Raw genomic sequence first — 21,770 nt, 5'->3', positions numbered from 1 at the left:
CAAGCAAATCTCATCTCATTTTATAAGGGTTGGCACATATCACTTAAGGCGGTATGCATACGATTCAATCCCTCTATTAATATCGCTTTAGGACACGCCACATTGAGGCGCATTTTAAGATGTCCTTCATCCCCATATTTGATACCTGCACTAAGCTCAACCTTAGCCTCTCTAAGCGCGTCATAAATCATTTGATCGTCTTGCGCATATGCCGAGCAATCTAGCCAAATCAAATACGAAGCTTCTGGGCGCATGGCTTTAATTTTAGGCAGATGCTGAGCTAAAAACTGCAGGGTTAAGTCAATATTCGCTTCAATATAAGCAATTACCTGTGCCAACCAGTCACCACCTTGCTCATAAGCACTACGCATAGCCGTATAAGCAAATAAATTTAGCTCATGCTCGTCACTTAAGCGCTGCTGCTGGTTAATTTTACTGAGTAATGCGCTATCTTTAGCAAAGATCATCGAACCTTTGATACCGGCAATATTAAAAGTTTTAGTCATCGAGGTCAGGCTCACCACTTTGTGCTCATAGCCTTTTGCTAGAGTTAAAAAGGGGATGAATTTTTGACTACTTAAGGTTAAATCTTGATGAATCTCATCACTGACAATTGCCACATTATACTTTTTGCAGATTAAAAGTAATGCTTCAAGCTCCTCGGTCGTCCATACGCGCCCGCCAGGATTATGTGGATTACACAGTAAATAAAGCTTCACTTTATGCTCGATAATCTTGGCTTCGATATCGACCAAATCCAAACGATACCGTCCCTCAACTTCTTTGAGTGCAGAAGTCACAAGCTTACGTCCATTGTCCAAAACCTTGGTCATAAAAGGCGTATAAATAGGATCATTGATAAGTACCGCATCCCTTTCCTCGGTAAATACGACCATCATCAGCACCAAACTTGGCACCACGCCCGGAGAGAAAAGAATATCCTGCTGATCTAGCCATAAGTCATAACGACTACTATGCCACTGAATAATCGCTTGGTACAAAGGCTCGGTCGGGACGGTGTAACCCAATATGCCATGCTGCGCTACTTGCTCAATCGCCTTTAAAATAGGCTGGGCGGTCTTAAAATCCATATCCGCGACCCATAGCGGAATCGTGTCATCGCTATAATGCCATTTGAGCGACCCTGTATGTCGTCTGTCTATTATTTCATCAAAGTTGTACAGCACCGTATTCTCCTGAGTTAGAAAAAAATAATGGTTTAGGGTACAACATGAATGGCGTCATCGCCAATCGCTTTATGGCGTTTGCATAGATGCGCGATGAGATTATTGGAGAAGTGGTTTAACGGTTTTATTAGAGTTAGGGTATTATTCAAGCTTGTTGCGACATTATAAATATTGCGCTTAGATGACCACTAGCCAGCTCAATTTACTAATTTTATATTCGATATAACAGACGAAACCACCAATTAATTTAAAAACCTATCACTCTCAAACTTAGCAAAATAAAGCATAATTGCGGATAAACTCATTCCATCACTAACTTCACCGTTTAAAATAAGCTCCAAGACTTCTTTGCGATCGAAGAATAAAACTTGGCTTGTTTCCGTATCCATTAAAGTTACATCTTGCTTCATACCTTCAAGGATTCTGGCGAAATAGACAGGGATATTAGAGCATAGAATACTGCTATTAGGCTTGACTGTACCTATAAGCTTGATACATTCTGGCATTACAGTATAGCCCGACTCCTCCTGTAACTCTCTGATAGCTGCCATTAAAGAAGTTTCATTTACATCACCATATCCTCTTGGTAACTCCAAAATATAGCTTTGATGAGCATTACGAAATACCTTAACAAATAGAAACTTATCGTTTAATTTCGCGATAATAATAGCGCCGTTATTTGACCCATTTTCTTCTATATAATGATATTGACCTTGCTTTAAGACACGAAACCAAGGATTTTCATATACTATTTTCACTTAATCTCCAAACCAATTTTTTTCTGCATAATAGGATACATTCCGAACCAGTTCTTTCTAGTGAAGTGCTCCTCACCTTTTTCTATTAGCTTATCTTCTATATACCCTACTGCCTCATCAGTCAAAAACTTCATAATTTCAGTTGTACCGAATGTAGTCACTATTTCATATAACTTCATCGCATACTCTATGTATTGAATTTCTTTTTTCAAAGATTTGACATGAACGCTTGCTTCTAGGAATACTCGTGGCACTTTATCGATATAACGAATATTATCCTGTAAAAAACCTTCACCGCTATTAGCAAACAGAGAGTTATAAGCAGGATCAATCACTTCATTTTTGAACTGGATAGAAGAGATATCGCAGTTAATTGAATTGAAATACTGTTCTGTCAATAGGTACCACTGCGATCGCGAATTAAGTATTTGAGATTTTTCTAAAAACTCTTGTTTTATAGAATCCGATTTAAAATACTCACTGTTTGAACTTTGAATTATAGGGATGATTTTCTGAGTTAAAGAGTTATTAGATATTTCTGCCTTCTCTACAATAGGTCTCAAACTAATGATAAGAGCTTGTATACTATCAATCTTTCTGAGAATAATATCTTGCTCAGAAACAGTAAGGTCAGCCTTTCTAGGTTTTCTTTCTAAGCTTGATATTATATAGTTATCGGGAAGCTGTTTGAAATACTCAATAAGGCACATACTACTATCAAAATTTATTCCTCGAATTATTAGCTTACCTTGTCCATCTTCTTTTAAATACTTACTTACATTACTCCTATCTAAGACCTTAAAAATATGATTATTATCAATTAACATATTTGGCGTTACAATAACGCCATTAGCAAAAGTTAATCCTGTCAAAAATCTTTTCAACAACTCTTCAAAGTTTAAATCACGAGTAGAGTCACAATTTGATAAAAGCAAGTTTTCTTTGAGAAGCATGGGAGTCCTTTTATTTTAGATCAATAATTGAGTTTATTATTTAAACTTAGATATAGTCTTTTAAGAAAAAAATACCTAAGAAACTAAATATTCATTAAAACTCTATACTCCCTTAAACTCAGCCTCCCTTCTCTCAACCATCGCCATCGCGCCCTCTTTCGCATCTTCTGAATGAAACAGCGGCGGCAGATAGCCATGAATATTGGCTAAGGCTACTTTTGCACCATTACGACTGGCATCTTGTGCTGAGGACAGTAATCCTTGCACGCCAAGCGGTGCTGCTTTGCATATCTCTTTAGCTATAGTTAGCGCGCGCTCGTACTCTTCACCATTTTCGACCACTTCGCTAACCAGATTTAGCCTATCCGCAGTTCGCGCATCAAAGTTTTTACCCGTTAATAAATACAGCATGGCTTTTTGCCAACCAGCGGCAGTGACAAAGCGTACCGTCGCGCCACCAAACGGCATGATGCCGCGCTGAACCTCCATTTGCGCAAAGTTGCAGTTGCTACTTGCGATGACCACGTCACTATTGAGCATCAGCTCAATCCCAGCGGTAAAGCAAGTTCCTTGAACCGCGACGACGACTGGTTTGCTACGTAATTGTCCACCGATACCCCAAGGATCGATTTCGTCATCTTTAAACTCAAACGCCCCTTTATCCCATTTATCTTGTAGCTCCATTAAATCAAGACCGGCGGTGAAATGCTCACCATGGGCGAATATCAGCGCACAGCGGAGATTCGAATCATTTTCATATTTAGTAAGTGCCTCAGACAGTTGCTTAATCATATGACTATCAAAGGCATTGCGTTTATCAGCGCGATTGAGCCCGATTAGGCAGATGTAATTTTGAACGTCATAGGTAATGCGAGTGTTATTGCTATTGTCATTGCTATTGTGGCTTTCCGTAGTCATGGTCTTATCCTTTTAGCTTCTATTATTGTGGTGTACGCAGTGTATAGAATATCCGCTTGATGTTAATTTGGCTTACTTTCAATATAGACACCCGAATCTTATAACGCAAGTATAGAAATAAACCAACGGTTCGCTTGGCATTGGTTATTCGCAGTGGATAAACAGATAGACTGAGATGAAATCTGCTAAAATGGATCATTATATTCAAACATCAAAGCCCGATACTATGACCAGTAAGCCTATGAACCGTCGCTCGACCACCAATAATCACAGAAATAGATCGCCTGAAACTGCTAAAAAGTTAGGGCAGCTACATCCGCGCAACCCGCACCAAGGTCGCTATGATTTTGCGGTATTGACCCGTGCCTTGCCTGAGCTTGCCAAGCATACCATTACCAATCCTAAAGGCGAGTCGACGATTAACTTCTCTGACAGTACCGCCGTACGCGTACTTAATCAGGCGCTACTGGCTCATTACTACGGCGTCAAATTTTGGGATATTCCAGAAGGCTATCTATGTCCGCCGATACCGGGTCGCGCAGATTACATTCATTATATTGCCGACCTGCTCGCGCAAACCACGCATGTTAATAAGGATAATACACCACCGACTGGTAAAGAAATCCACGCCCTTGATATAGGTACGGGTGCCAGTGCCATCTATCCCATTGTCGGTAGCCAAAGCTATGGCTGGCGCTTTACTGCCACCGATATTGACCCTATTTCGGTGAATACCGCAGCGCTTATCTGTGAAACCAATCCCAAGCTAAAAAGTGCGGTTAAAGTAAAGCTGCAACCTGAGCCTAAATTTATCTTTAAAAATATCATTGGTCGCCAAGATTACTTTGATGTGGTCGTTTGCAACCCGCCGTTTCATGCCTCATTAGAGGAAGCGATGGAAGCTAATAGCCGTAAGCAGCATAATTTACAAAGACATCGTGGTAAGAATGAGAATGAACAAATCAGTCGTAGCTCAACAAAGTCCGGCAATGCCGCACAGAATCTAAACTTTGGTGGTCAGCATAAAGAGCTATGGAGTGAAGGCGGCGAGATTGCTTTTTTAACTAAGATGATAAAAGAGAGTCAAGACTTTGCAGAGCATGTAGGCTGGTTTACTAGCTTAGTGTCAAAATCTGAAAACGTGAAGCCTTTGCAGTTATTATTAACGCAACTCGGTGTCGCCCAAATGCGTATTATTGAGATGAGTCAAGGTCAAAAGAACACCCGTATATTGGCTTGGCGCTTTAATACTGATGAAGAATAAGTAGTAGTTAAAGTTAGAAATAACTATAGTTTCACGTGAAACATAGCCCTTATTAAAAAAACACCGCTCTGGTATCCAAAGCGGTGTTTTTTATGGGAAAAATAAGCTGAAACACTAGAATTAATTAACTAAAAAACATAACCTTCACCCCGATCGCGATCAGCACCACTCCCCCTAATATTTCAGCTTTATCCTCAAGCCACGTGCCAGAGTACTTACCCAAATAAACACCGAACAGTCCAAACCCAGCAGTGACTATTGCAATTATTAGACAAGCTAACCATGCATTAAGTGATAACAAGTTTAGAGTAAATCCTGCTGCCATCGCATCAATACTGGTCGCAATAGCGAGCGTCAACATCGTACGATGATTGATATATTCTTGTCTGTTGTTAGCATTCATAGACCCACTATCAAAGCCTTGAATAGCATCGTCTATCGTTTCTTGAACACCAGCACTCAAAGCTTCGTAGAGCATTTTTCCACCTAAAGCGAGCAGAATTATACCGCCAATCCATGGCGCAGCAGATGCCAACCAACCTAACATCACAGCACCCAGCAAATAGCCAATGAGCGGCATTACACCCTGCGCAATACCAAAGTACAGTGCAGCATAAAACGCCAAACGCAGTACGTAAGGACGACTGTGCTTTTGGGACTTAGCACCCAGCCCAATCGCTACGGCAAATGCATCCATCGCCAGTGCAATGGCGAGTAAGATTACTTCAATCATTTATATTTCCACCGGTTAAAGCCGTTCTTAAATTAAGTTCCACGTGAAACAACTCTAATATTAAAAAACCACCGCCTTGATTACCAAAGCGGTGGTTTTTGTTTTTAAATAATCATAGTCGTTTAAAACTGGTTATCCTAATTATATATCTAGGTTTGATACCGTCAACGCATTTTCTTCAATAAAGATACGGCGCGGTTCGACATGGTCACCCATCAAGCAGGTAAACATATGGTCAGCAGCGATAGCGTCCTCAATCGTCACACGTAGCATACGACGATTTTCAGGATCCATGGTGGTATCCCAAAGCTGATCAGCGTTCATCTCGCCCAGCCCTTTATAGCGCTGAACCGCCAGACCGCGACGTGCCTCTAGCATCATCTGCTGCCATAGGTAATCAAAGTCACGTATTGGAATATCTTTATTAGTTCCTGAAGTACTTTCGCGGCGGATAAAGGCACTGTCATCGAGCAAAGTATTCCACTCAGCGGATAGACGCAGCAGCTTGCTGTATTCGCTTGAGTTGATAAAGCTGGCATCAAGCAGATAATGATGTGCTAGCTGATGCACATAAACCGTTATCCGTGGCAACCATTGCGCCTTCGTTGAGAGCACATCACCACTAGAAATAGACTCACCTTCAATGGTTAATTGTGGCTCTGGCTGTGGTTTCATTCCTAACAAGTCAGCAGTGACCGCATCCATAGTTGCAGATACAGGCGCATGGATATTAACCAATTCAATCTCAGGATTTAAATCACTACCGAAGTGATCAAGTTGGATCTGTAACGACTCTTTCCATGCTTCCATCGCTGACTTATCATAGGTCATATCGGTGCTGAGCTTCGGCGTATGCGTCAATGCGTCGAGTAATACCGCTGGATAACGAATTTGCAAACGCGCTTTGATCAGCTGCGTTTGGTTATAATCGTTCAGCAACGTCTCAAGCGCCTGTCCAGTAATCGCTGGCGCATCAGCACTAACATGTAGCTTAGTATTATCAATCGTTGACGATAATAAGTAGGCTTTTAGCGCTTCATCGTCTTTTAGGTACAGCTCTTGACGACCTTTTTTCACTTTATAAAGTGGTGGCTGGGCGATATAAATATAACCACGCTCAATCAGCTCCGGCGTTTGACGGAAGAAGAAAGTTAATAGCAACGTACGAATATGTGAACCGTCAACGTCCGCATCGGTCATGATAATAATTTTATGATAACGTACTTTATCAGGATTATATTCATCAGGACCGATACCACAACCAAGCGCGGTAATTAGGTTACCGACTTCAGCAGACGATAGCATCTTATCAAAACGCGCGCGCTCAACGTTTAAGATTTTACCTTTTAATGGCAAAATTGCCTGCGTTTTACGGCTACGACCTTGCTTGGCTGAACCGCCAGCAGAGTCCCCTTCCACGATGTATAGCTCTGACAATGCCGGATCTTTTTCTTGGCAATCAGCCAACTTACCCGGTAAACCTGCGATATCTAGAGTAGTCTTACGACGCGTCATCTCACGCGCTTTACGAGCCGCATCACGGGCACGCGCAGCATCAATGATTTTACCAGCAATCAATTTACCGGCGCTTGGATTCTCTTGCAGATAATCATTAAATTTATCGTGCATTGCTGATTCGACCGCCGATTTTACTTCGCTTGATACCAGCTTATCTTTGGTTTGACTCGAAAACTTAGGATCAGGAACTTTAACGGATACGATAGCTGTTAAACCTTCACGAGCATCATCACCAGTCGCAACCACTTTCTCTTTTTTGAAGAGGTTTTCACGGTCCATATAAGTGTTTAAACAACGCGTTAACGCTGAGCGAAAGCCTGATAAATGCGTGCCGCCATCCCTTTGCGGAATATTATTGGTAAAGCACAGCACTTTTTCGTTATAAGTATCCGTCCACTGTAGTGCAACCTCGACACTGATACCGTCATCTTGATTACTGATGAAATGAAATACATCGTTGACGCCATCTTTACCAGCATTGATGTAGCTAACAAATTCAGACAATCCACCTTTATGCTCAAACTCATGACGCTTATCAATACGCTCATCAGTTAGTACAATACGTACACCTGAGTTTAAAAATGACAGCTCACGTAAACGCTTGGCTAAAATATCATACTCAAAGGTAGTGCCTGTAAACACATCATGACTAGGATAAAAACGGATTTGCGTACCCGTTTGATCTGTCGCTTCCATCTGCTGGATATCGCTGTCCGGCACACCATCGGTATAAGTCTGATTATAATGATAGCCTTCGCGCCAGATATTCATCTCAAGCTTTTTAGATAAGGCATTAACAACCGAAACACCGACGCCATGTAGACCGCCAGATACTTTATAACTGTTGTCATCAAACTTACCACCAGCATGCAGTACCGTCATAATGACCTGTGCTGCAGACACACCCTCTTCTGGATGAATATCCACAGGGACGCCGCGGCCATTATCCATCACACTCACAGATTCATCTTCGTGAATGATGATATCAATCTGATCACAATGACCGGCAAGCGCTTCATCGATAGAGTTATCCACCACCTCAAAGACCATATGATGCAGGCCGGTACCATCATCGGTATCACCGATATACATACCAGGACGCACGCGCACTGCTTCTAGTCCGCGCAGTACACGAATATCTTTCGAGCTATAATCAGAGGGTAATGCTTCAGGGGCGACAGCGGCGGCAATAGTCTCAACTACGCTGTCTGACGTTAGTTGCTGGTGGTCGGTAGGTAATGAATCACTCATGTGCATTCCTTAATCTAGCCATTATCAGCTGCGTACCATCAATCATCACCACAGTGGCAATACTTGATGATGCTATCTTAGCTATCGTTTTTATAGTTAAATTCTGCTATTAGTGTGGTTGACCTAAGATTTCCAACAGTTGAAATACGGGCGAAAACCAGTTCTAAATAATACAGACTTAGTATTATTTATAAAACAATCATTGCCAGTATTTTCAACCTTAAACACACTTTGAAGAATAATATTAAACAGTTATTTATCAAAGACTTAAATACGTCCAATCAGTAATAAATATTTATATAAAACAGTAAGACAGCTCGCTGAGAATAGAACAAAAATAAAGCCCTATTTTAGCATTTTTTTGCTTGTAAGTCACTGTTTACTGGTAGTTTTATCAGTTCTAGAAGGTTGGGTGAATCGAGGAAGTTGAGCGTGGATTTGAATATAATTTATAGCAAGTTATAAAAGAAGCTAGGCACTTAAAAATATCAATAACCATTAAATTATTTAAGGATAATTAAGTCAATTGAAAATTACTGAGTAAGTAAAATATCACCTTGTTTCATGTGAAACACTTTAGGCTCTGACCAATATTCATTTATCAGTGGCAAGATACTGTCGGTCAGACTGCTCATAAACACCTGACACGGTAGCTGCGCTAAGGTAGACAGTAAAATATCTATCGCTCTCTCATCAAGCTCTGCAGTAATATCATCTAACAGTACCACTGGTGTGGCTCTAGATTTAAAATCGTTACTGGATGAGCTCAGACTCTTTTCAACGTTAAGCAATAATGGCAACTGCGATAAGCGTAATGCGGTAATTAACAGCTTTTTTTCACCACGCGACAATACGTTAGCCGCCTGCTCTTTTAGAACTGGCAATTTAACACTTACATCGGCTGCCGAGATGGTACTGATAGTTGGGTGTTCATTATTCATTGCTACTGGGTCGCTAGAGCGCCAATGCACATGAATGTCAGCGCGATGGTTACCGATACGGGTATAACCGAGCTGTAAATCCTGCTCTAAGCGCTCATTAAGCTGTATATCGAGTGCTATACCAGTATCGTAGCCTGCATTGTAGCTTAAGCTTAATTGCTGCGCATAGGATGGCAATAACTGAGTAATACTCTCAGAAAAATAAGGCTGCCACGCTTCAAATATAGATTCACGATAATGATGAATCAAGGCTGCATGATTGCTAAGCCCTTTATCCCATGACTTTAGCTCAGCAAGCTGAACTTGACTAAGATGCCGCCTCTGTTTTAGCAAACTATTGCGCTGTTTTAACAGGCGTTGATAAGCAAGCCATTGCGGGTGGAAGCCTTGTTTCATGTGAAACACCAACCAATCTAACAACTGCCGACGACTGGCACTACCCTGCTCTAGCATGTCCATCGTCGATGGATCTATGAGTAATGTTGGCAGCTGCTCAGTTAAGATACTCTGGTTATAAACAGTGGTTTGATTGAGACGTAAAATCGTCGTAGCATCCGCTTGCTTTTGGATAGCCAACGTACTGCTATCGCTGAGTTTGGCATGCACGGTTGCTGCGTTTTGATGGTGCTGAATATAGCGTTTAGGCTGATTATGGCGGAAACTCTTGCCTCTTGATAGCAAGAATATCGCTTCAAGTAGCGAGGTTTTACCGCTGCCATTAGCGCCGATAATAACGTTGCAAGCAGCAGACGCTAGATTGACTTGCGTTAAATTACGCAGGTGTGAAATTTGTAGACGTTCAATCATAATACCGATAGCCGCCTATAAAAATCAATGATAATTAACAAACATAAGTTCAATAAAATACCTAGGTGTGGGAGGTTAAACTTAAAGCCTAACCACCCAATATTTTTGAATAACAAACTAGATACGCATTGGCATAATCACGTACTGATGGAATTCATCATTTAACTGATTGACCAATACCGACGCATTTGATTGGCTCATATGCATTTGTAAGTCACCTTGGATGACACCTAGCACGTCTTGTAAATAGGCGGCATTAAATGACAGCTCCATTGGTTCACCTTGATACTTGGCTTGTATCATCTCAACCGCTTCATCTTGCTCAGCATTATTGGCACGTACTTCTACCATGCCATCGCTTGCAAAATTAAATACCACCCCGCGAGATTTTTCATTACTCAAAATCGCGACGCGGCGCAGCACATCCATCATTTTTTCTTGATTAAATAAAGCCAGTTTATCAGTATTGCTAGGCATCACACGGCGATAATCAGGGAATTTACCATCGATTAAACGCGCGGTAAAAGTCACCATAAGGTTTTGACTGACCTGCCCTACACTATCTACATCACCAAACGGTAAACTGACTTGCAAAAACTCACGACCGAAACTCAACGTGACTGCGTTATCCTGATCACCAAGCATCTTACCTAGCTCAGAAGCTAGACGCTCAAGCTCAATCACAGCTTTACGTGGCAGAATAGCCTGCATATTCAAGTCCGCACTCACGTCGATAACACTACGTGCTAAGGCCAGTCTATGTCCATCGGTCGCAACCGTCGTTAGCTGCTGCTGCGATACGTCAAACAGCATACCCGTCAGATAATAGCGTACATCTTGAATCGCCATCGCAAACTGCGTCTTATGAATCAAATCCGTAAGACGACTACGATTGATGGTCAAAGGGGTAATATTTTCAGGATTTCCCAAGCTTGGATAATCTTCGCTAGGCAATGTACCTAGAGTAAAGCGGCTTTTGCCACTGGTTAATAAGCAGCGCTCGTTTTCTTGAGTGGCAAGGTTGATTTGTGCTTGAGCGGGTAATGATTTACAAATATCTCTTAGTTTTGTCGCCGGTAACGTCGTTGTACCTGCTTGAACGCAAGCACCGGCAGGCAATTTCAACGTCGATGTCAGCTCTACTTCTAAATCAGAAGCTGTCAAAACAAGCTCTGACTCAGACAATTGCAACTTGATATTACCCAAGATAACCATATTGTGGCGTTTATCCGCAGCCTTGGCGATCAAGTTTATGGCTTTTAGTAACGACTCTCGATTAATCGATAATTGCATGCTTAGTTACTCTTATTTAAATGATTCTTTTTATAAAAATATAAAATAATGGCTTAATAATACCTTGTCTACTGACGATAATCCATTAGCTGTCTGTGTACGCTTATTTTCAATATTATAAACCATATCTATCTACTAAAATATAGTGATAGCAAAGCCTTCTAACCCGCTTGCAACATCAGTGCTAGCGTCTTGTAATCCTTGTCAAACGCTGGATCTGCTGCTCGCAGCTCATTAACCTTATCGCAAGCATGCATCACTGTCGTATGGTCGCGTCCACCAAAGGATTGTCCAATCTCAGGAAAGCTATCGCTAGTCAACTCTCGTGATAGTGCCATCGCTATCTGGCGTGGTCTAGCAATACTGCGCGTACGTTTGCGTCCCAGCATATCTTTAATGGTCACATCATAATATTCAGCGACCACTTTACGAATATTATCCATATTGACGGCTTGTACTCGCATTGCAACGATGTCTTTTAGCGCATATTGCACCATTTCAAGGGTAATAGGTGCACCGGTTAAGTTAGCATTAGCAAACACCTGATTTAAAGCACCTTCCAAACGCCTGACATTAGAGACGACGTTTTGAGCGATAAATAACGCGCACTCTTTAGGTAAGCTCATGCCATACGAAGCAGCTTTCCTTTGTAAGATTTGTACACGCGTATCAATTTCAGGTGGATCAACGGCGACCGTTAAACCCCAAGAAAAACGCGATCTAAAGCGTTCATCAAATTCAGTCATCTGTGATGGATGACGATCTGAAGCTAAAATTAGCTGTTTATCACCACTAGTAAAATCTGCAAATAATGTTAAAAACTCATTACTACTTTTAGTCTTTCCAGCCAATACGTGAATATCATCTACAATTAGTAAATCCACTTTTTTTATTTTCTTTTTAAAATCTTCTATTTTATTATTTCTTAATGAATAAACTAATTGATTAATAAACTTTTCAGAAGTGAAATAATAAAAACTTTGATTATTTTTTAAATAGCGATGAGCTACAGAATGCATTAAATGCGTTTTTCCCAAACCAGAAGGGCCATAGATAAATAAAGGATTGTGACGATTTTTTGATTGACGTTTACCAAGCTCATAACACGCCTTATAAGCCAGATTATTTGACTTACCAGTAACAAAGGTTTCAAAGGTAAAATCAGGATTTAGATAACTTAAGGATTTCGCATCAGCCGAGTCGACCAGCTCTGCGTGACGCATATTGGCATCGATATCTGCTTTGGCATTGTTATGATGGATGGTTTCAAACTTATGATCTGCAGTGGGAGAGGGGAGGTTATCTTCTGCAAATAAGGATCCTGATTGTGACTGAACATCATCATTGGTATCACGGCCAGCATTATCGACACGGACGATAACTTCTTCTATATTGCCTTGGCTATGCTTAGTAACCAGCTGCTGGATATCCGCTAAGTGGTTCTTTTTAATATAAGTTACAAAATAATCATTGGGAGCAAGAATAATTAGCGTGTTGGCTTCTTGATGAGCGGACAGTGGTCTTAACCACATAGTGAATACATTATCTTTGACGTGATAACGTAAGTCGTTTAGGCATTTATCCCAAATATTTGCTGTATCTATCATGAATATCACTAACCCTATAGTCTAATATATCAATATTTTTTATTGTAAAAACCAGTCAACTCATACCTGATAAAGCGTTGGTGTTGACCTCAAAAGCTCTATTATAAGATTACTCAAAATCACACATCAGATAGGGGGCTAATCTAACACAAACGCCCTGTGGATAACACCTTGTTTTTTGTGGATAACACTGTGGATAGTTTTGTGGATAAGTTAACAAAGTAAGTTATCCATATTTCACCCACAGGTTACCCACAGGTTTACCCATAGCCTAGTATTTTGATAATAAAGAGAAAATCATACTTAACCCCAGAAAAAACAGCTCCCAATAACAACAATATCTATATATATTAATCAATTAATCATTATAGGATTCAACTCAAACTGTGGATAACTTCTGAAAAGTGATTGAAAACCACGGTTATATTTAATTCAACAAATAAGGTTTATAACCAGAATTCTACAGACAATGATTTAAAAATATCTTTTCTAAACCGTTCAAAATAGTATTTATTTAATTTTAAAACGATACAGTGCAACCGATATGCATTTCTGCAATATCTGTCACGTCTGGTAACAGCAAGCAAGAATAATTGAAAGCAGTCGTACATTGCTATAAAAATTGAAAGCAGTCGTACATTGCTATAAAAACAGTCTAAATTAGTTTATTGACCAAAATGCGATGCAATGATATAATCCTCCGTTATTAGGAATTCAGTCCATTATTTTGATAGGTGAGTTATGAAACGTACATTCCAACCAAGCGTGATCAAGCGTAAGCGTACTCACGGTTTCCGTGCTCGTATGGCAACTAAAAAAGGCCGTCAGGTCTTAGCTCGTCGCCGCGCTAAAGGACGTCATCGTCTTACTGTATAATCAGTAAATTACGATGAACATGGCTTGTTGTGTTTCTATTATTTATAGATTGCGATAGTCAATCATCACAACTAACACTCAGCCATATATTAAAAGCGCCCACATCGGCGCTTTTTTTGTCTCTGCATTTTACCGTTATTTCTAATCCTGCTATTAGTTCTTACACTAGGTTGTACTATGTCCAATAATATTTCAGCTACACCTACCTACCGCTTCACTAAAGAGCAGCGCTTGCTCACGCCTGCAGCCTTCCGTGAGGTATTCGATGCTCCTGAACGTAAATTTCATCAGAGTCACTTAATGGCCTTTGTGCGTACCAATACTCATGATAAACCACGAGTCGGCATGGCGATTACGAAGCGTAAAGTACCGACGGCAGTTGCGCGAAATTTAATCAAACGTCAAATACGTGAGCAGTTTCGAGTAAAGGCTATTAGTTTAGAAAATAAAGATATTGTTTTCATTGTTAAAAGTTCTATTAAAGATATGACTAATAAAGAATTGAAAAATGAAATAAATAATATTTTTAAAAAAATAGAAATAAAATAAAATGAATTTTATTTTAATAAAATTAAATAAAATTTTTTATAAGTTATTTTATAGTTTTATTGTTTTTTATCAAAAAATAATAAGTCCTATCTTACCTGCTCGTTGTCGATATTATCCAACTTGTTCAAATTATGGTAAGCAAGCTTTAGCTTGGCATGGTGTTTGGGTAGGTAGTTGGCTTTTATTAAAACGTATTGGCAGCTGTCACCCTTTGGGCGGACATGGCATTGATTTTGTACCGCTACCTTTAGCTTCTTATACTTATCAATACGTATCTTGTGTTACGTCAGCTCATATCAAAGCTCAGGGTTTATACGTTTATAGAGATCATGAGAGCTATGTTCCTCGCCTAAACCATATGATGAAATTGACATAAAACTTAAGTTCGACTGAGCGTTTCAGGCTGTCTATCGAGTTACCCACAAGTTATCCACACTGTTGGTATCATTTAGAGTCGTTTTTTAGTAAAATGATGAACATTTTATGTGATTGACTGCTGACATTACCGCTAGCTATATGGGTTAATGCTGTGTGGTAGTCATAACACATGCCCTAGTTTTTTATTCCCTAATTTTTTAATCTAGGAAAGGTTTATGCAAAAGATATTTCGGGTGATGATCATCATTGCGATGTTAATCACCGCTTATCTGCTGATTTTGGCATGGCGTGATGATTATGCAGATGCCCCAGCTGTAGACACGGTGCCAGAAACTGCAACTTCAGTAGGAGCTGACATTCCTTCTACTAGCGGTGCAGCAGGTGATATTCCAGTACAGACGCTACCTGTCGATAACGGTACAGTTGATAATGGTACTGTGACCGCCACACCTGCTAAAGATGCAGGACTAATCACCGTCACTACTGATCGCTATGACATCAAAATCAACCCAGAAGGCGGTGACATCGTTTATGCTGCGCTAAAGCAGTATGATGCGACGCTCGATAGCGATAAGCCTTTTGTATTATTAGAAAATAATAGTAATCGCGTTTATGTCGCTCAGTCTGGTCTGATTGGTAAAGATGGTATTGATACGGCAGAAGGTCGCGCCAAATACAGCCACACCGCGAATAACTATGTGATGGAAAAAGGTCAGCAAACGTTATCAGTACCGCTAACTTATCAAAAAGATGGCGTGACAATCACTAAGACCTTTACCTTTACGCAAGATAAATACCCTATTGATATCAGTTATCAGATTCAAAACGCCTCTGCGAAAGCGTGGCAAGGGCAGATGTTTGCACAATTAAAACGTGATAACAGTAAAGACCCTGGTATGTCTGATAAAGGTGCGCTGAGTATGGCGACTTATTTGGGCGGCGCTTGGGGTACACCGGATGATCCGTATAATAAGCTGAAATTTGGTAAGTTTAACGATGGCGCGTTGACTACCACTAGCGATAAAGGTTGGGTTGGTATCGTGCAGCATTATTTCGTATCTGCATGGACGCCTGAAAACTTCACTGGTAAATTCTTTAGTCGCGAAACCGGTGATGATTATTTTATCGGTTTTAACAGTCAGCCTGTCAATGTGGGTCCAAATAAACAAGTCACTTTAGATGCAACCTTGTATGCAGGTCCAAAGGTACAGTCTGAGCTTAAAGATGTAGCGGTAGGGCTAAATCAGACCGTCGATTATGGTTTGTTATGGCCAATATCGAAGATATTATTTGCAATCTTGGATGGTATTCATAAGGTTATCGGCAACTGGGGTTGGTCAATCATTCTTTTGACCATCTTAGTGAAGTTCGCATTGATGTGGTTCTCTAATAAGAGTTACTATTCAATGGCGAAGATGCGTGCTATCGCACCGCGTCTAGCAGCGTTAAAAGAAGAGCACGGCGACGATCGCATGAAGATGTCGCAAGAAATGATGGGCATCTATAAAGAAGAAAAAGTCAATCCAATGGCTGGTTGTTTGCCAATATTGATGCAGATGCCTATCTTCTTAGCATTATATTGGGTTCTAGTTGAAAGTGTTGAGCTGCGTCATGCGCCGTGGATCTTATGGATTCAAGATTTATCAGCGATGGATCCGTGGTTCATTCTGCCGCTATTGATGGGTGCGTCGATGTTTATACAGCAACAGCTTAACCCGCAGCCAGCTGATCCGATGCAAGCGAAAGTGATGAAGTTCTTACCGATTATCTTCACCGCTTTCATGCTGTTCTTCCCAGCAGGTTTGGTACTATACTGGACCGTGAATAACTTATTTAGTATGACGCATCAGTATATCGTCAACAAGAAAGTCGAAGAAGAGCAAAAACTTCGTACCGTTAAAGTACTGGATTAATCAGTAAATAAGCTGTCTTCTTATAAAAAACCATCGCTACGGCGGTGGTTTTTTTATATGTCCAGTAGTAAGGTTTGTTTGAATTAAAATTCGATGCTGCGAAAAATATCTCTCAGCAGCACTGTATCGTTTTTGATATATTTTAACGATAGCAACATACCACCCTTTAAAGTTTGCTTTGTCAGTATGCGCCAAGCCGTCTATAATGGAACTTTTAGTTATTGAGAGTGATTGTGGATTCCCAAGAGATGGCGTTAGCCGCCCCTGATTCATCTAAAGATTCTGATTTGTCGAGCCTACCCACAATTGCTGCGATTGCAACACCACTGGGGCGTGGGGGTGTCGGGGTTATTCGTCTGTCTGGTGCACGTGCATATACCATCGCCTGTGAGCTTACTGGTAAGTCTGCTTTTAAGCCACGTATGGCCAGCTTTTGTCGTTTTTATCAGGCTGATGGTACGGTTATTGATGAAGGTTTAGTGCTGTATTTTAAGAGTCCGCACTCGTTCACCGGTGAAGATGTCGTTGAGCTGCAAGGGCATGGTGGCATGATTTTACAAAACCAGCTGCTAGCACGGGTGTTTGAACTGGGTGCAAAACAAGCAAACGCTGGAGAGTTCTCTTATCGTGCCTTTGATAATGATAAGTTGGATCTTGTGCAGGCAGAAGCCATCGCTGATGCTATTGATGCAACCAGTGCTGCCGCTGCCAGTAGTGCCATACGCTCGCTTAGCGGTGAGTTTTCACAAAAGATTAATCAATTACTTGAGCAATTGATTCACTTGCGATTGCATGTTGAAGCGGCGATTGATTTTCCTGATGAAGAAGATGTAGATTTTTTATCCGATGGAGTTATACAAGATAAGCTTGAGCAAACACAAGAAAAAATACAGCATGTATTGGTGACGGCAAAACAAGGTCAGCTATTACGCGATGGTATTCATGTGGTACTGGCAGGCAGACCGAATGCCGGTAAATCAAGCTTACTTAATCGTCTGGCAGGTCAAGAGCGCGCTATCGTCACTGAGGTGGCGGGTACGACGCGCGATACCCTGCATGAAACTGTGGTGCTCAATGGTTTGACGCTACATTTGACTGATACGGCAGGCTTGCGCGATACGGAAGATACGGTAGAGCGTATCGGTATCGAGCGTGCGCGTACGGCGATTACTCAGGCTGATATATTGCTCTTGGTTTATGACGTCACCCGTGATCTTGAAGAAGAGAGTACGCCATTACAGTTGGCTGAGCAGCTGTTTGGTGAGTTGCCAGAAGCCAAGCGCTTATTAATCATTGCCAATAAAAGCGATTTATTGAGTGGTTTGTCAAACGATGGTAGCAGTGAAAAAATGATTTCTGCCTCTCAATTAGAAATTACTAGCCGAGGTTACCAACAAGTCAATGTTTCATGTGAAACAGGTGCTGGTATTGATGACTTAGTCGAAACCTTGTGTGCTAAAGTAGGTTTCCACCCACCAGAAAATAGCTTAATCGCTCGTACTAGGCATTTAGATGCCTTAAGAAGAACCGCTGAGCATTTAGCAGAAGCTCATGAGCAGTTAATGCTCTTTAAAGCTGGGGAGTTAGTTGCTGAAAGTTTGCGCCAGGCGCAGCAAAGTTTGGCTGAGATTACTGGTGAGTTTAGCGCAGACGATTTATTAGGTAAGATTTTTGGCAGTTTTTGTATTGGTAAGTAATTTGATGGTTTGTTATTAAAAGATGAGTTCCATTGATAAGTCTTTACCTACAAACATTTAAAGTCATTAGTATCTCTTATTGTGCTTAATATTAAGACAAGGAAAGCCGTATGCATTGCCCTTATTGTAATGCGTCAGAGACAAAAGTAATCGACTCACGGCTTGCAGCTGAAGGTGCGCAAGTACGTCGCCGCCGCTCATGTAATAGCTGTCAAGAACGCTTTACTACCTTTGAGGTAGTCGAAGTGGTGATGCCGCGTATCATAAAATCAAGCGGTAAGATTGAACCTTACGATAATGACAAGCTGCGGCGCTCGATTTTATTACCGCTGCAAAAACGCCCTATTACCATCGATGAGCAAGAGGGGATGATTAGCCGTATTGAAAAGCGGATACGGCAAATGGGTGAGCGTGAGGTTAGTAGTAAAGTCCTAGGTGAAATTATCATGAGCGAGCTTAAAATACTGGATGACGTCGCTTATGTGCGCTTTGCCAGTGTTTATCGTGACTTTCAGGATATCGATGCTTTTCATCAAGAAATTGCCAACATTCGCCCCATTGATAAATGAAGCATATAACCTTTCTTACTTAGGTTTTTTTCAAGCTTACCATGCTTGTTTTATAAGATAAGCCTCTCAATAATAATGACCACCTATTTATGAAGTCCATCCTTATGCCAAACTTAAGCCACTCGCAATATGCAAAAGACCGCTATTTTATGATGCTTGCCATTGAACAGGCAAAGTGTGGTTTGTATATCACAAGACCAAATCCTGCGGTAGGGTGTGTTATTGTCCAAGCAGAAGAAGTGGTTGGTCAAGGATTTCATCCTAAAGCTGGAGAGCCACATGCTGAGGTTTTTGCGCTAAAAGATGCAGGTGCGCGAGCCGTGGGGGCTACTGCTTATGTGACTTTGGAGCCTTGTAGTCATACGGGGCGTACGCCGCCTTGTGCGCAGGCTCTCGTTGAATCTGGTGTGAAACGTGTCGTCATCGCGGGTCTAGATCCAAACCCACAAGTTGCGGGTCGCGGTGTGACATTGTTAGAGCAAGCGGGCATTGAGGTCACTGTGGGTGTGCTAACGACACAGGCAGAGGCTTTGAACAAAGGGTTCCTGAAGGCGATGCGTACGAAAATGCCGTATGTGAGACTGAAGATTGCCACCAGTCTCGACGGCCGTACAGCCATGGCAAATGGGGAATCTAAATGGATTACTGGTCCAGCAGCACGCGAAGATGTTCAAAAGCTGCGGGCGCAGAGTGGCGCTATTATTACTGGTAGCGAAACGGTCATCGTCGATAACCCAAAATTAAACGTACGCTCTAGCCAATTGGGTGTAGCGCCTGAGCAAGTTCCGAACCCTATGGTGGTGGTGCTTGATAGGCGAGAACGATTAGAGCATCATCTACAATCTGACTATCAGTTATGCCGTCGTACCGACACACTCTATTGGCGTAAAGATGACTTGAGTGAATTGTTAAAGGTTTTGGTTAGTGAGTACCAGTGTTATGAGGTATTGATAGAGTCAGGCGCTAGTGTTGCTGGCAGTTTCTTGCAACAACAGCTGGTTGATGAGCTGATTGTTTATCAAGCGCCGTGCCTGTTAGGTCAACAAGCACGACCTATGGTTGATATCAATCCGTTGTCTTTAGCGCAGCAGCTACGCTTTGATATTCATACTCATGAACAGCTTGGTACTGATCTTAAGCTTACCTTGCTGCCATCATAAAGCTTTTTATTTTTCAATGACTTATCCACAAAAAACTATGTAAAATCTTTAGATGTGGATAAATATAGGTTTTTAATACTGGTTTCACATGAAACTGTGCATAACTTTGTTTCACATGAAACAGGTTAGTTATGATTACTACTATTTGTATTAAATAATCTGTTATTAATCAGTACTTTAGTTTTAAGTTGATAGTATTCAAGATAGATATTAAAAAATAGTTCTATTGTGGATAACTCTTTAAAAATAAAGGTTTTTTTACCAATTTATAAAGGTTTATCTTTACTTATCCACAGTTTATCCCATCATTAGTCTTAGCAGAGCCTATGTTGTGACTCACTCTATTATTTTAGATGTATGTTAGATGCTTAATATTACCAATGTGCTCAAATTAAAAATACCGTCTACAATGACAATATAGTCAGTCCTAAATAAAATAAGCACAAATATTATAACGCGCTACTGATATAAGTTTTCCTTGCTTGCTTGCTTGCTTGCTTGCTGTGCCTGCGCAGACAGAGGCTGCGCAATACTTATCCCAGTAGCACTGTATTTTTTTTATAATGGATCGACTATACAATAATGACAAGAGGTCAATATGTTTACTGGAATCATAGAAAGTGTCGGAAAAGTTAAATCTATGCAACCCATGGGTGGCGATATCCGCTTAACGATTGAGTCTTCTGGATTAGATTTCAGCGATGTGAAGTTGGGCGACTCTATTGCTTCTAACGGTATCTGTCTAACGGTTGTAGATTTTGGCAGTGATTATTACGCTGTCGATGTTTCACGTGAAACTATCGCTCGTACCGCTTTAGAAGATTTGAAGCCAGGTCATATTGTGAATTTAGAAAAGGCCATGCTTCCGACCACACGTTTTGGTGGTCATATTGTGGCTGGTCACGTCGATGGCGTAGGAGTGGTTAGTAAACTACAAAAAGATGCGCGCTCTATTTATATAGAAATCGAGATACCAAAGGAGCTAGCGCACTATACGGCGACTAAAGGCTCAATTACTCTTGATGGCATCAGTCTTACCACCAATTTAGTACGTGACAATATCGTCTCTCTTAATATCATTCCGCATACCGCTCAAATCACGAATATATCGCAGCATTGGTTAGTAGGAGACAAGGTCAATGTGGAGGTGGATATCGTGGCTCGCTATTTAGAACGTTTGTTAACTAAGTCACATACGGACACGAACAACACCAGCAGTCCGCAAAGCGCTATTACCGAAGCTTTTTTAGCAGACAATGGCTTTATGAAGTGAGTCATGTCTAGTTAATCCACTTCAAAAAATAGAGTGTTAATAGAATAATGTTTTCGAAGCCTCTATTGGGCTTCCTGCCCAGTAGGTAACAAATATATTTTCATTGATCTCATTCATGAGTTCTA

At 41.0% G+C, this 21,770-nt stretch carries 18 protein-coding genes; 9 read left to right on the top strand and 9 right to left on the bottom strand.

Translation table 11 applies throughout. The annotated features are described in order from the left end of the window. Positions 1 to 20: 20 nt before the first annotated feature. The 4 genes from EPB74_RS11340 to EPB74_RS11325 form a co-directional block, all read right to left on the bottom strand. Positions 21 to 1,187 (bottom strand): MalY/PatB family protein, encoded by a 1,167-nt coding sequence (locus tag EPB74_RS11340; RefSeq protein ID WP_274904238.1) that lies wholly within the window; start codon positions 1,185 to 1,187, stop codon positions 21 to 23. A 242-nt stretch (positions 1,188 to 1,429) separates the two neighbouring features. Then, entirely contained in the window at positions 1,430 to 1,945 is a 516-nt protein-coding gene (locus tag EPB74_RS11335; protein ID WP_274904237.1) for an NUDIX hydrolase, read from the bottom strand. Then, entirely contained in the window at positions 1,942 to 2,898 is a 957-nt protein-coding gene (locus EPB74_RS11330) for a hypothetical protein (protein ID WP_274904236.1), read from the bottom strand. Before EPB74_RS11330 ends, EPB74_RS11335 begins: the two co-directional genes overlap by 4 nt. Before the next feature lie 102 nt (positions 2,899 to 3,000). After that, complete coding sequence (locus tag EPB74_RS11325) at positions 3,001 to 3,816, bottom strand: crotonase/enoyl-CoA hydratase family protein (protein ID WP_274904235.1); 816 nt, start codon at positions 3,814 to 3,816, stop codon at positions 3,001 to 3,003. Between the two features lie 226 nt (positions 3,817 to 4,042). Between EPB74_RS11325 and rlmF the strand changes: the two genes are divergently transcribed. Continuing rightward, positions 4,043 to 5,080 (top strand): 23S rRNA (adenine(1618)-N(6))-methyltransferase RlmF, encoded by a 1,038-nt coding sequence (rlmF, locus tag EPB74_RS11320; RefSeq protein WP_274904234.1) that lies wholly within the window; start codon positions 4,043 to 4,045, stop codon positions 5,078 to 5,080. Between the two features lie 124 nt (positions 5,081 to 5,204). On the opposite strand, the gene EPB74_RS11315 is transcribed toward rlmF, so the two are convergent. The 5 genes from EPB74_RS11315 to dnaA all read right to left on the bottom strand — a co-directional run bounded on the left by EPB74_RS11315 (position 5,205) and on the right by dnaA (position 13,230). Next, positions 5,205 to 5,813 carry a manganese efflux pump MntP gene (locus tag EPB74_RS11315; protein ID WP_274904233.1) on the bottom strand — a complete coding sequence of 203 codons (609 nt, stop codon included), beginning with the start codon at positions 5,811 to 5,813 and terminating at the stop codon, positions 5,205 to 5,207. Positions 5,814 to 5,954: 141 nt separating this feature from the next. Then, on the bottom strand, positions 5,955 to 8,582 hold the full coding sequence (gene gyrB / locus EPB74_RS11310; protein WP_274904232.1) for a DNA topoisomerase (ATP-hydrolyzing) subunit B: 2,628 nt from the start codon (positions 8,580 to 8,582) through the stop codon (positions 5,955 to 5,957). Between the two features lie 533 nt (positions 8,583 to 9,115). Next, positions 9,116 to 10,330 carry a DNA replication/repair protein RecF gene (gene recF, locus EPB74_RS11305; RefSeq protein ID WP_274904231.1) on the bottom strand — a complete coding sequence of 405 codons (1,215 nt, stop codon included), beginning with the start codon at positions 10,328 to 10,330 and terminating at the stop codon, positions 9,116 to 9,118. A 117-nt stretch (positions 10,331 to 10,447) separates the two neighbouring features. Beyond that, positions 10,448 to 11,623, bottom strand: coding sequence for a DNA polymerase III subunit beta (dnaN, locus tag EPB74_RS11300; RefSeq protein WP_089555345.1), 1,176 nt, complete (start codon positions 11,621 to 11,623; stop codon positions 10,448 to 10,450). A gap of 161 nt (positions 11,624 to 11,784) precedes the next feature. Then, positions 11,785 to 13,230 carry a chromosomal replication initiator protein DnaA gene (gene dnaA, locus EPB74_RS11295; protein ID WP_274904230.1) on the bottom strand — a complete coding sequence of 482 codons (1,446 nt, stop codon included), beginning with the start codon at positions 13,228 to 13,230 and terminating at the stop codon, positions 11,785 to 11,787. 741 nt (positions 13,231 to 13,971) lie between these two features. On the opposite strand from dnaA, the gene rpmH reads away from it, so the two are divergent. From rpmH to EPB74_RS11255, 8 genes are all read left to right on the top strand, one after another. Beyond that, the gene (rpmH, locus tag EPB74_RS11290; RefSeq protein ID WP_007394757.1) at positions 13,972 to 14,106 is read left to right on the top strand and encodes a 50S ribosomal protein L34; all 135 of its coding nucleotides are present in this window, start codon (positions 13,972 to 13,974) and stop codon (positions 14,104 to 14,106) included. A gap of 177 nt (positions 14,107 to 14,283) precedes the next feature. Further along, positions 14,284 to 14,655, top strand: coding sequence for a ribonuclease P protein component (rnpA, locus tag EPB74_RS11285; protein WP_274904224.1), 372 nt, complete (start codon positions 14,284 to 14,286; stop codon positions 14,653 to 14,655). A gap of 1 nt (position 14,656) precedes the next feature. Next, the gene (gene yidD / locus EPB74_RS11280; protein ID WP_274904223.1) at positions 14,657 to 15,031 is read left to right on the top strand and encodes a membrane protein insertion efficiency factor YidD; all 375 of its coding nucleotides are present in this window, start codon (positions 14,657 to 14,659) and stop codon (positions 15,029 to 15,031) included. Between the two features lie 217 nt (positions 15,032 to 15,248). Next, positions 15,249 to 16,946 carry a membrane protein insertase YidC gene (yidC, locus tag EPB74_RS11275; protein ID WP_274904222.1) on the top strand — a complete coding sequence of 566 codons (1,698 nt, stop codon included), beginning with the start codon at positions 15,249 to 15,251 and terminating at the stop codon, positions 16,944 to 16,946. A gap of 248 nt (positions 16,947 to 17,194) precedes the next feature. Next, positions 17,195 to 18,643, top strand: coding sequence for a tRNA uridine-5-carboxymethylaminomethyl(34) synthesis GTPase MnmE (gene mnmE, locus EPB74_RS11270; protein ID WP_274904246.1), 1,449 nt, complete (start codon positions 17,195 to 17,197; stop codon positions 18,641 to 18,643). 110 nt (positions 18,644 to 18,753) lie between these two features. Next, the gene (nrdR, locus tag EPB74_RS11265) at positions 18,754 to 19,212 is read left to right on the top strand and encodes a transcriptional regulator NrdR (RefSeq protein ID WP_089555351.1); all 459 of its coding nucleotides are present in this window, start codon (positions 18,754 to 18,756) and stop codon (positions 19,210 to 19,212) included. Positions 19,213 to 19,316: 104 nt separating this feature from the next. Then, the gene (gene ribD, locus EPB74_RS11260; protein ID WP_274904245.1) at positions 19,317 to 20,372 is read left to right on the top strand and encodes a bifunctional diaminohydroxyphosphoribosylaminopyrimidine deaminase/5-amino-6-(5-phosphoribosylamino)uracil reductase RibD; all 1,056 of its coding nucleotides are present in this window, start codon (positions 19,317 to 19,319) and stop codon (positions 20,370 to 20,372) included. A gap of 598 nt (positions 20,373 to 20,970) precedes the next feature. Continuing rightward, entirely contained in the window at positions 20,971 to 21,645 is a 675-nt protein-coding gene (locus EPB74_RS11255; protein ID WP_274904221.1) for a riboflavin synthase, read from the top strand. Positions 21,646 to 21,770: the final 125 nt, after the last annotated feature.

The organism is Psychrobacter sp. DAB_AL62B, from assembly GCF_028895345.1.
In the GTDB taxonomy this organism is placed as follows: domain Bacteria; phylum Pseudomonadota; class Gammaproteobacteria; order Pseudomonadales; family Moraxellaceae; genus Psychrobacter.
The sequence above is the reverse complement of the archived record's forward strand: the minus strand, read 5'-3'. Positions and strand labels throughout refer to the sequence as shown.

Coding starts and splice junctions, on each gene's coding strand:
- EPB74_RS11325 (WP_274904235.1), bottom strand. CDS start 3,816: ATGACTACGGAAAGCCACAATAGCAATGACAATAGCAATAACACTCGC.
- gyrB (WP_274904232.1), bottom strand. CDS start 8,582: ATGAGTGATTCATTACCTACCGACCACCAGCAACTAACGTCAGACAGC.
- ribD (WP_274904245.1), top strand. CDS start 19,317: ATGCCAAACTTAAGCCACTCGCAATATGCAAAAGACCGCTATTTTATG.
- rpmH (WP_007394757.1), top strand. CDS start 13,972: ATGAAACGTACATTCCAACCAAGCGTGATCAAGCGTAAGCGTACTCAC.
- EPB74_RS11315 (WP_274904233.1), bottom strand. CDS start 5,813: ATGATTGAAGTAATCTTACTCGCCATTGCACTGGCGATGGATGCATTT.
- yidC (WP_274904222.1), top strand. CDS start 15,249: ATGCAAAAGATATTTCGGGTGATGATCATCATTGCGATGTTAATCACC.
- recF (WP_274904231.1), bottom strand. CDS start 10,330: ATGATTGAACGTCTACAAATTTCACACCTGCGTAATTTAACGCAAGTC.
- nrdR (WP_089555351.1), top strand. CDS start 18,754: ATGCATTGCCCTTATTGTAATGCGTCAGAGACAAAAGTAATCGACTCA.
- yidD (WP_274904223.1), top strand. CDS start 14,657: ATGAATTTTATTTTAATAAAATTAAATAAAATTTTTTATAAGTTATTT.
- mnmE (WP_274904246.1), top strand. CDS start 17,195: ATGGCGTTAGCCGCCCCTGATTCATCTAAAGATTCTGATTTGTCGAGC.
- dnaA (WP_274904230.1), bottom strand. CDS start 13,230: ATGATAGATACAGCAAATATTTGGGATAAATGCCTAAACGACTTACGT.
- EPB74_RS11255 (WP_274904221.1), top strand. CDS start 20,971: ATGTTTACTGGAATCATAGAAAGTGTCGGAAAAGTTAAATCTATGCAA.
- rlmF (WP_274904234.1), top strand. CDS start 4,043: ATGACCAGTAAGCCTATGAACCGTCGCTCGACCACCAATAATCACAGA.
- EPB74_RS11330 (WP_274904236.1), bottom strand. CDS start 2,898: ATGCTTCTCAAAGAAAACTTGCTTTTATCAAATTGTGACTCTACTCGT.
- rnpA (WP_274904224.1), top strand. CDS start 14,284: ATGTCCAATAATATTTCAGCTACACCTACCTACCGCTTCACTAAAGAG.
- dnaN (WP_089555345.1), bottom strand. CDS start 11,623: ATGCAATTATCGATTAATCGAGAGTCGTTACTAAAAGCCATAAACTTG.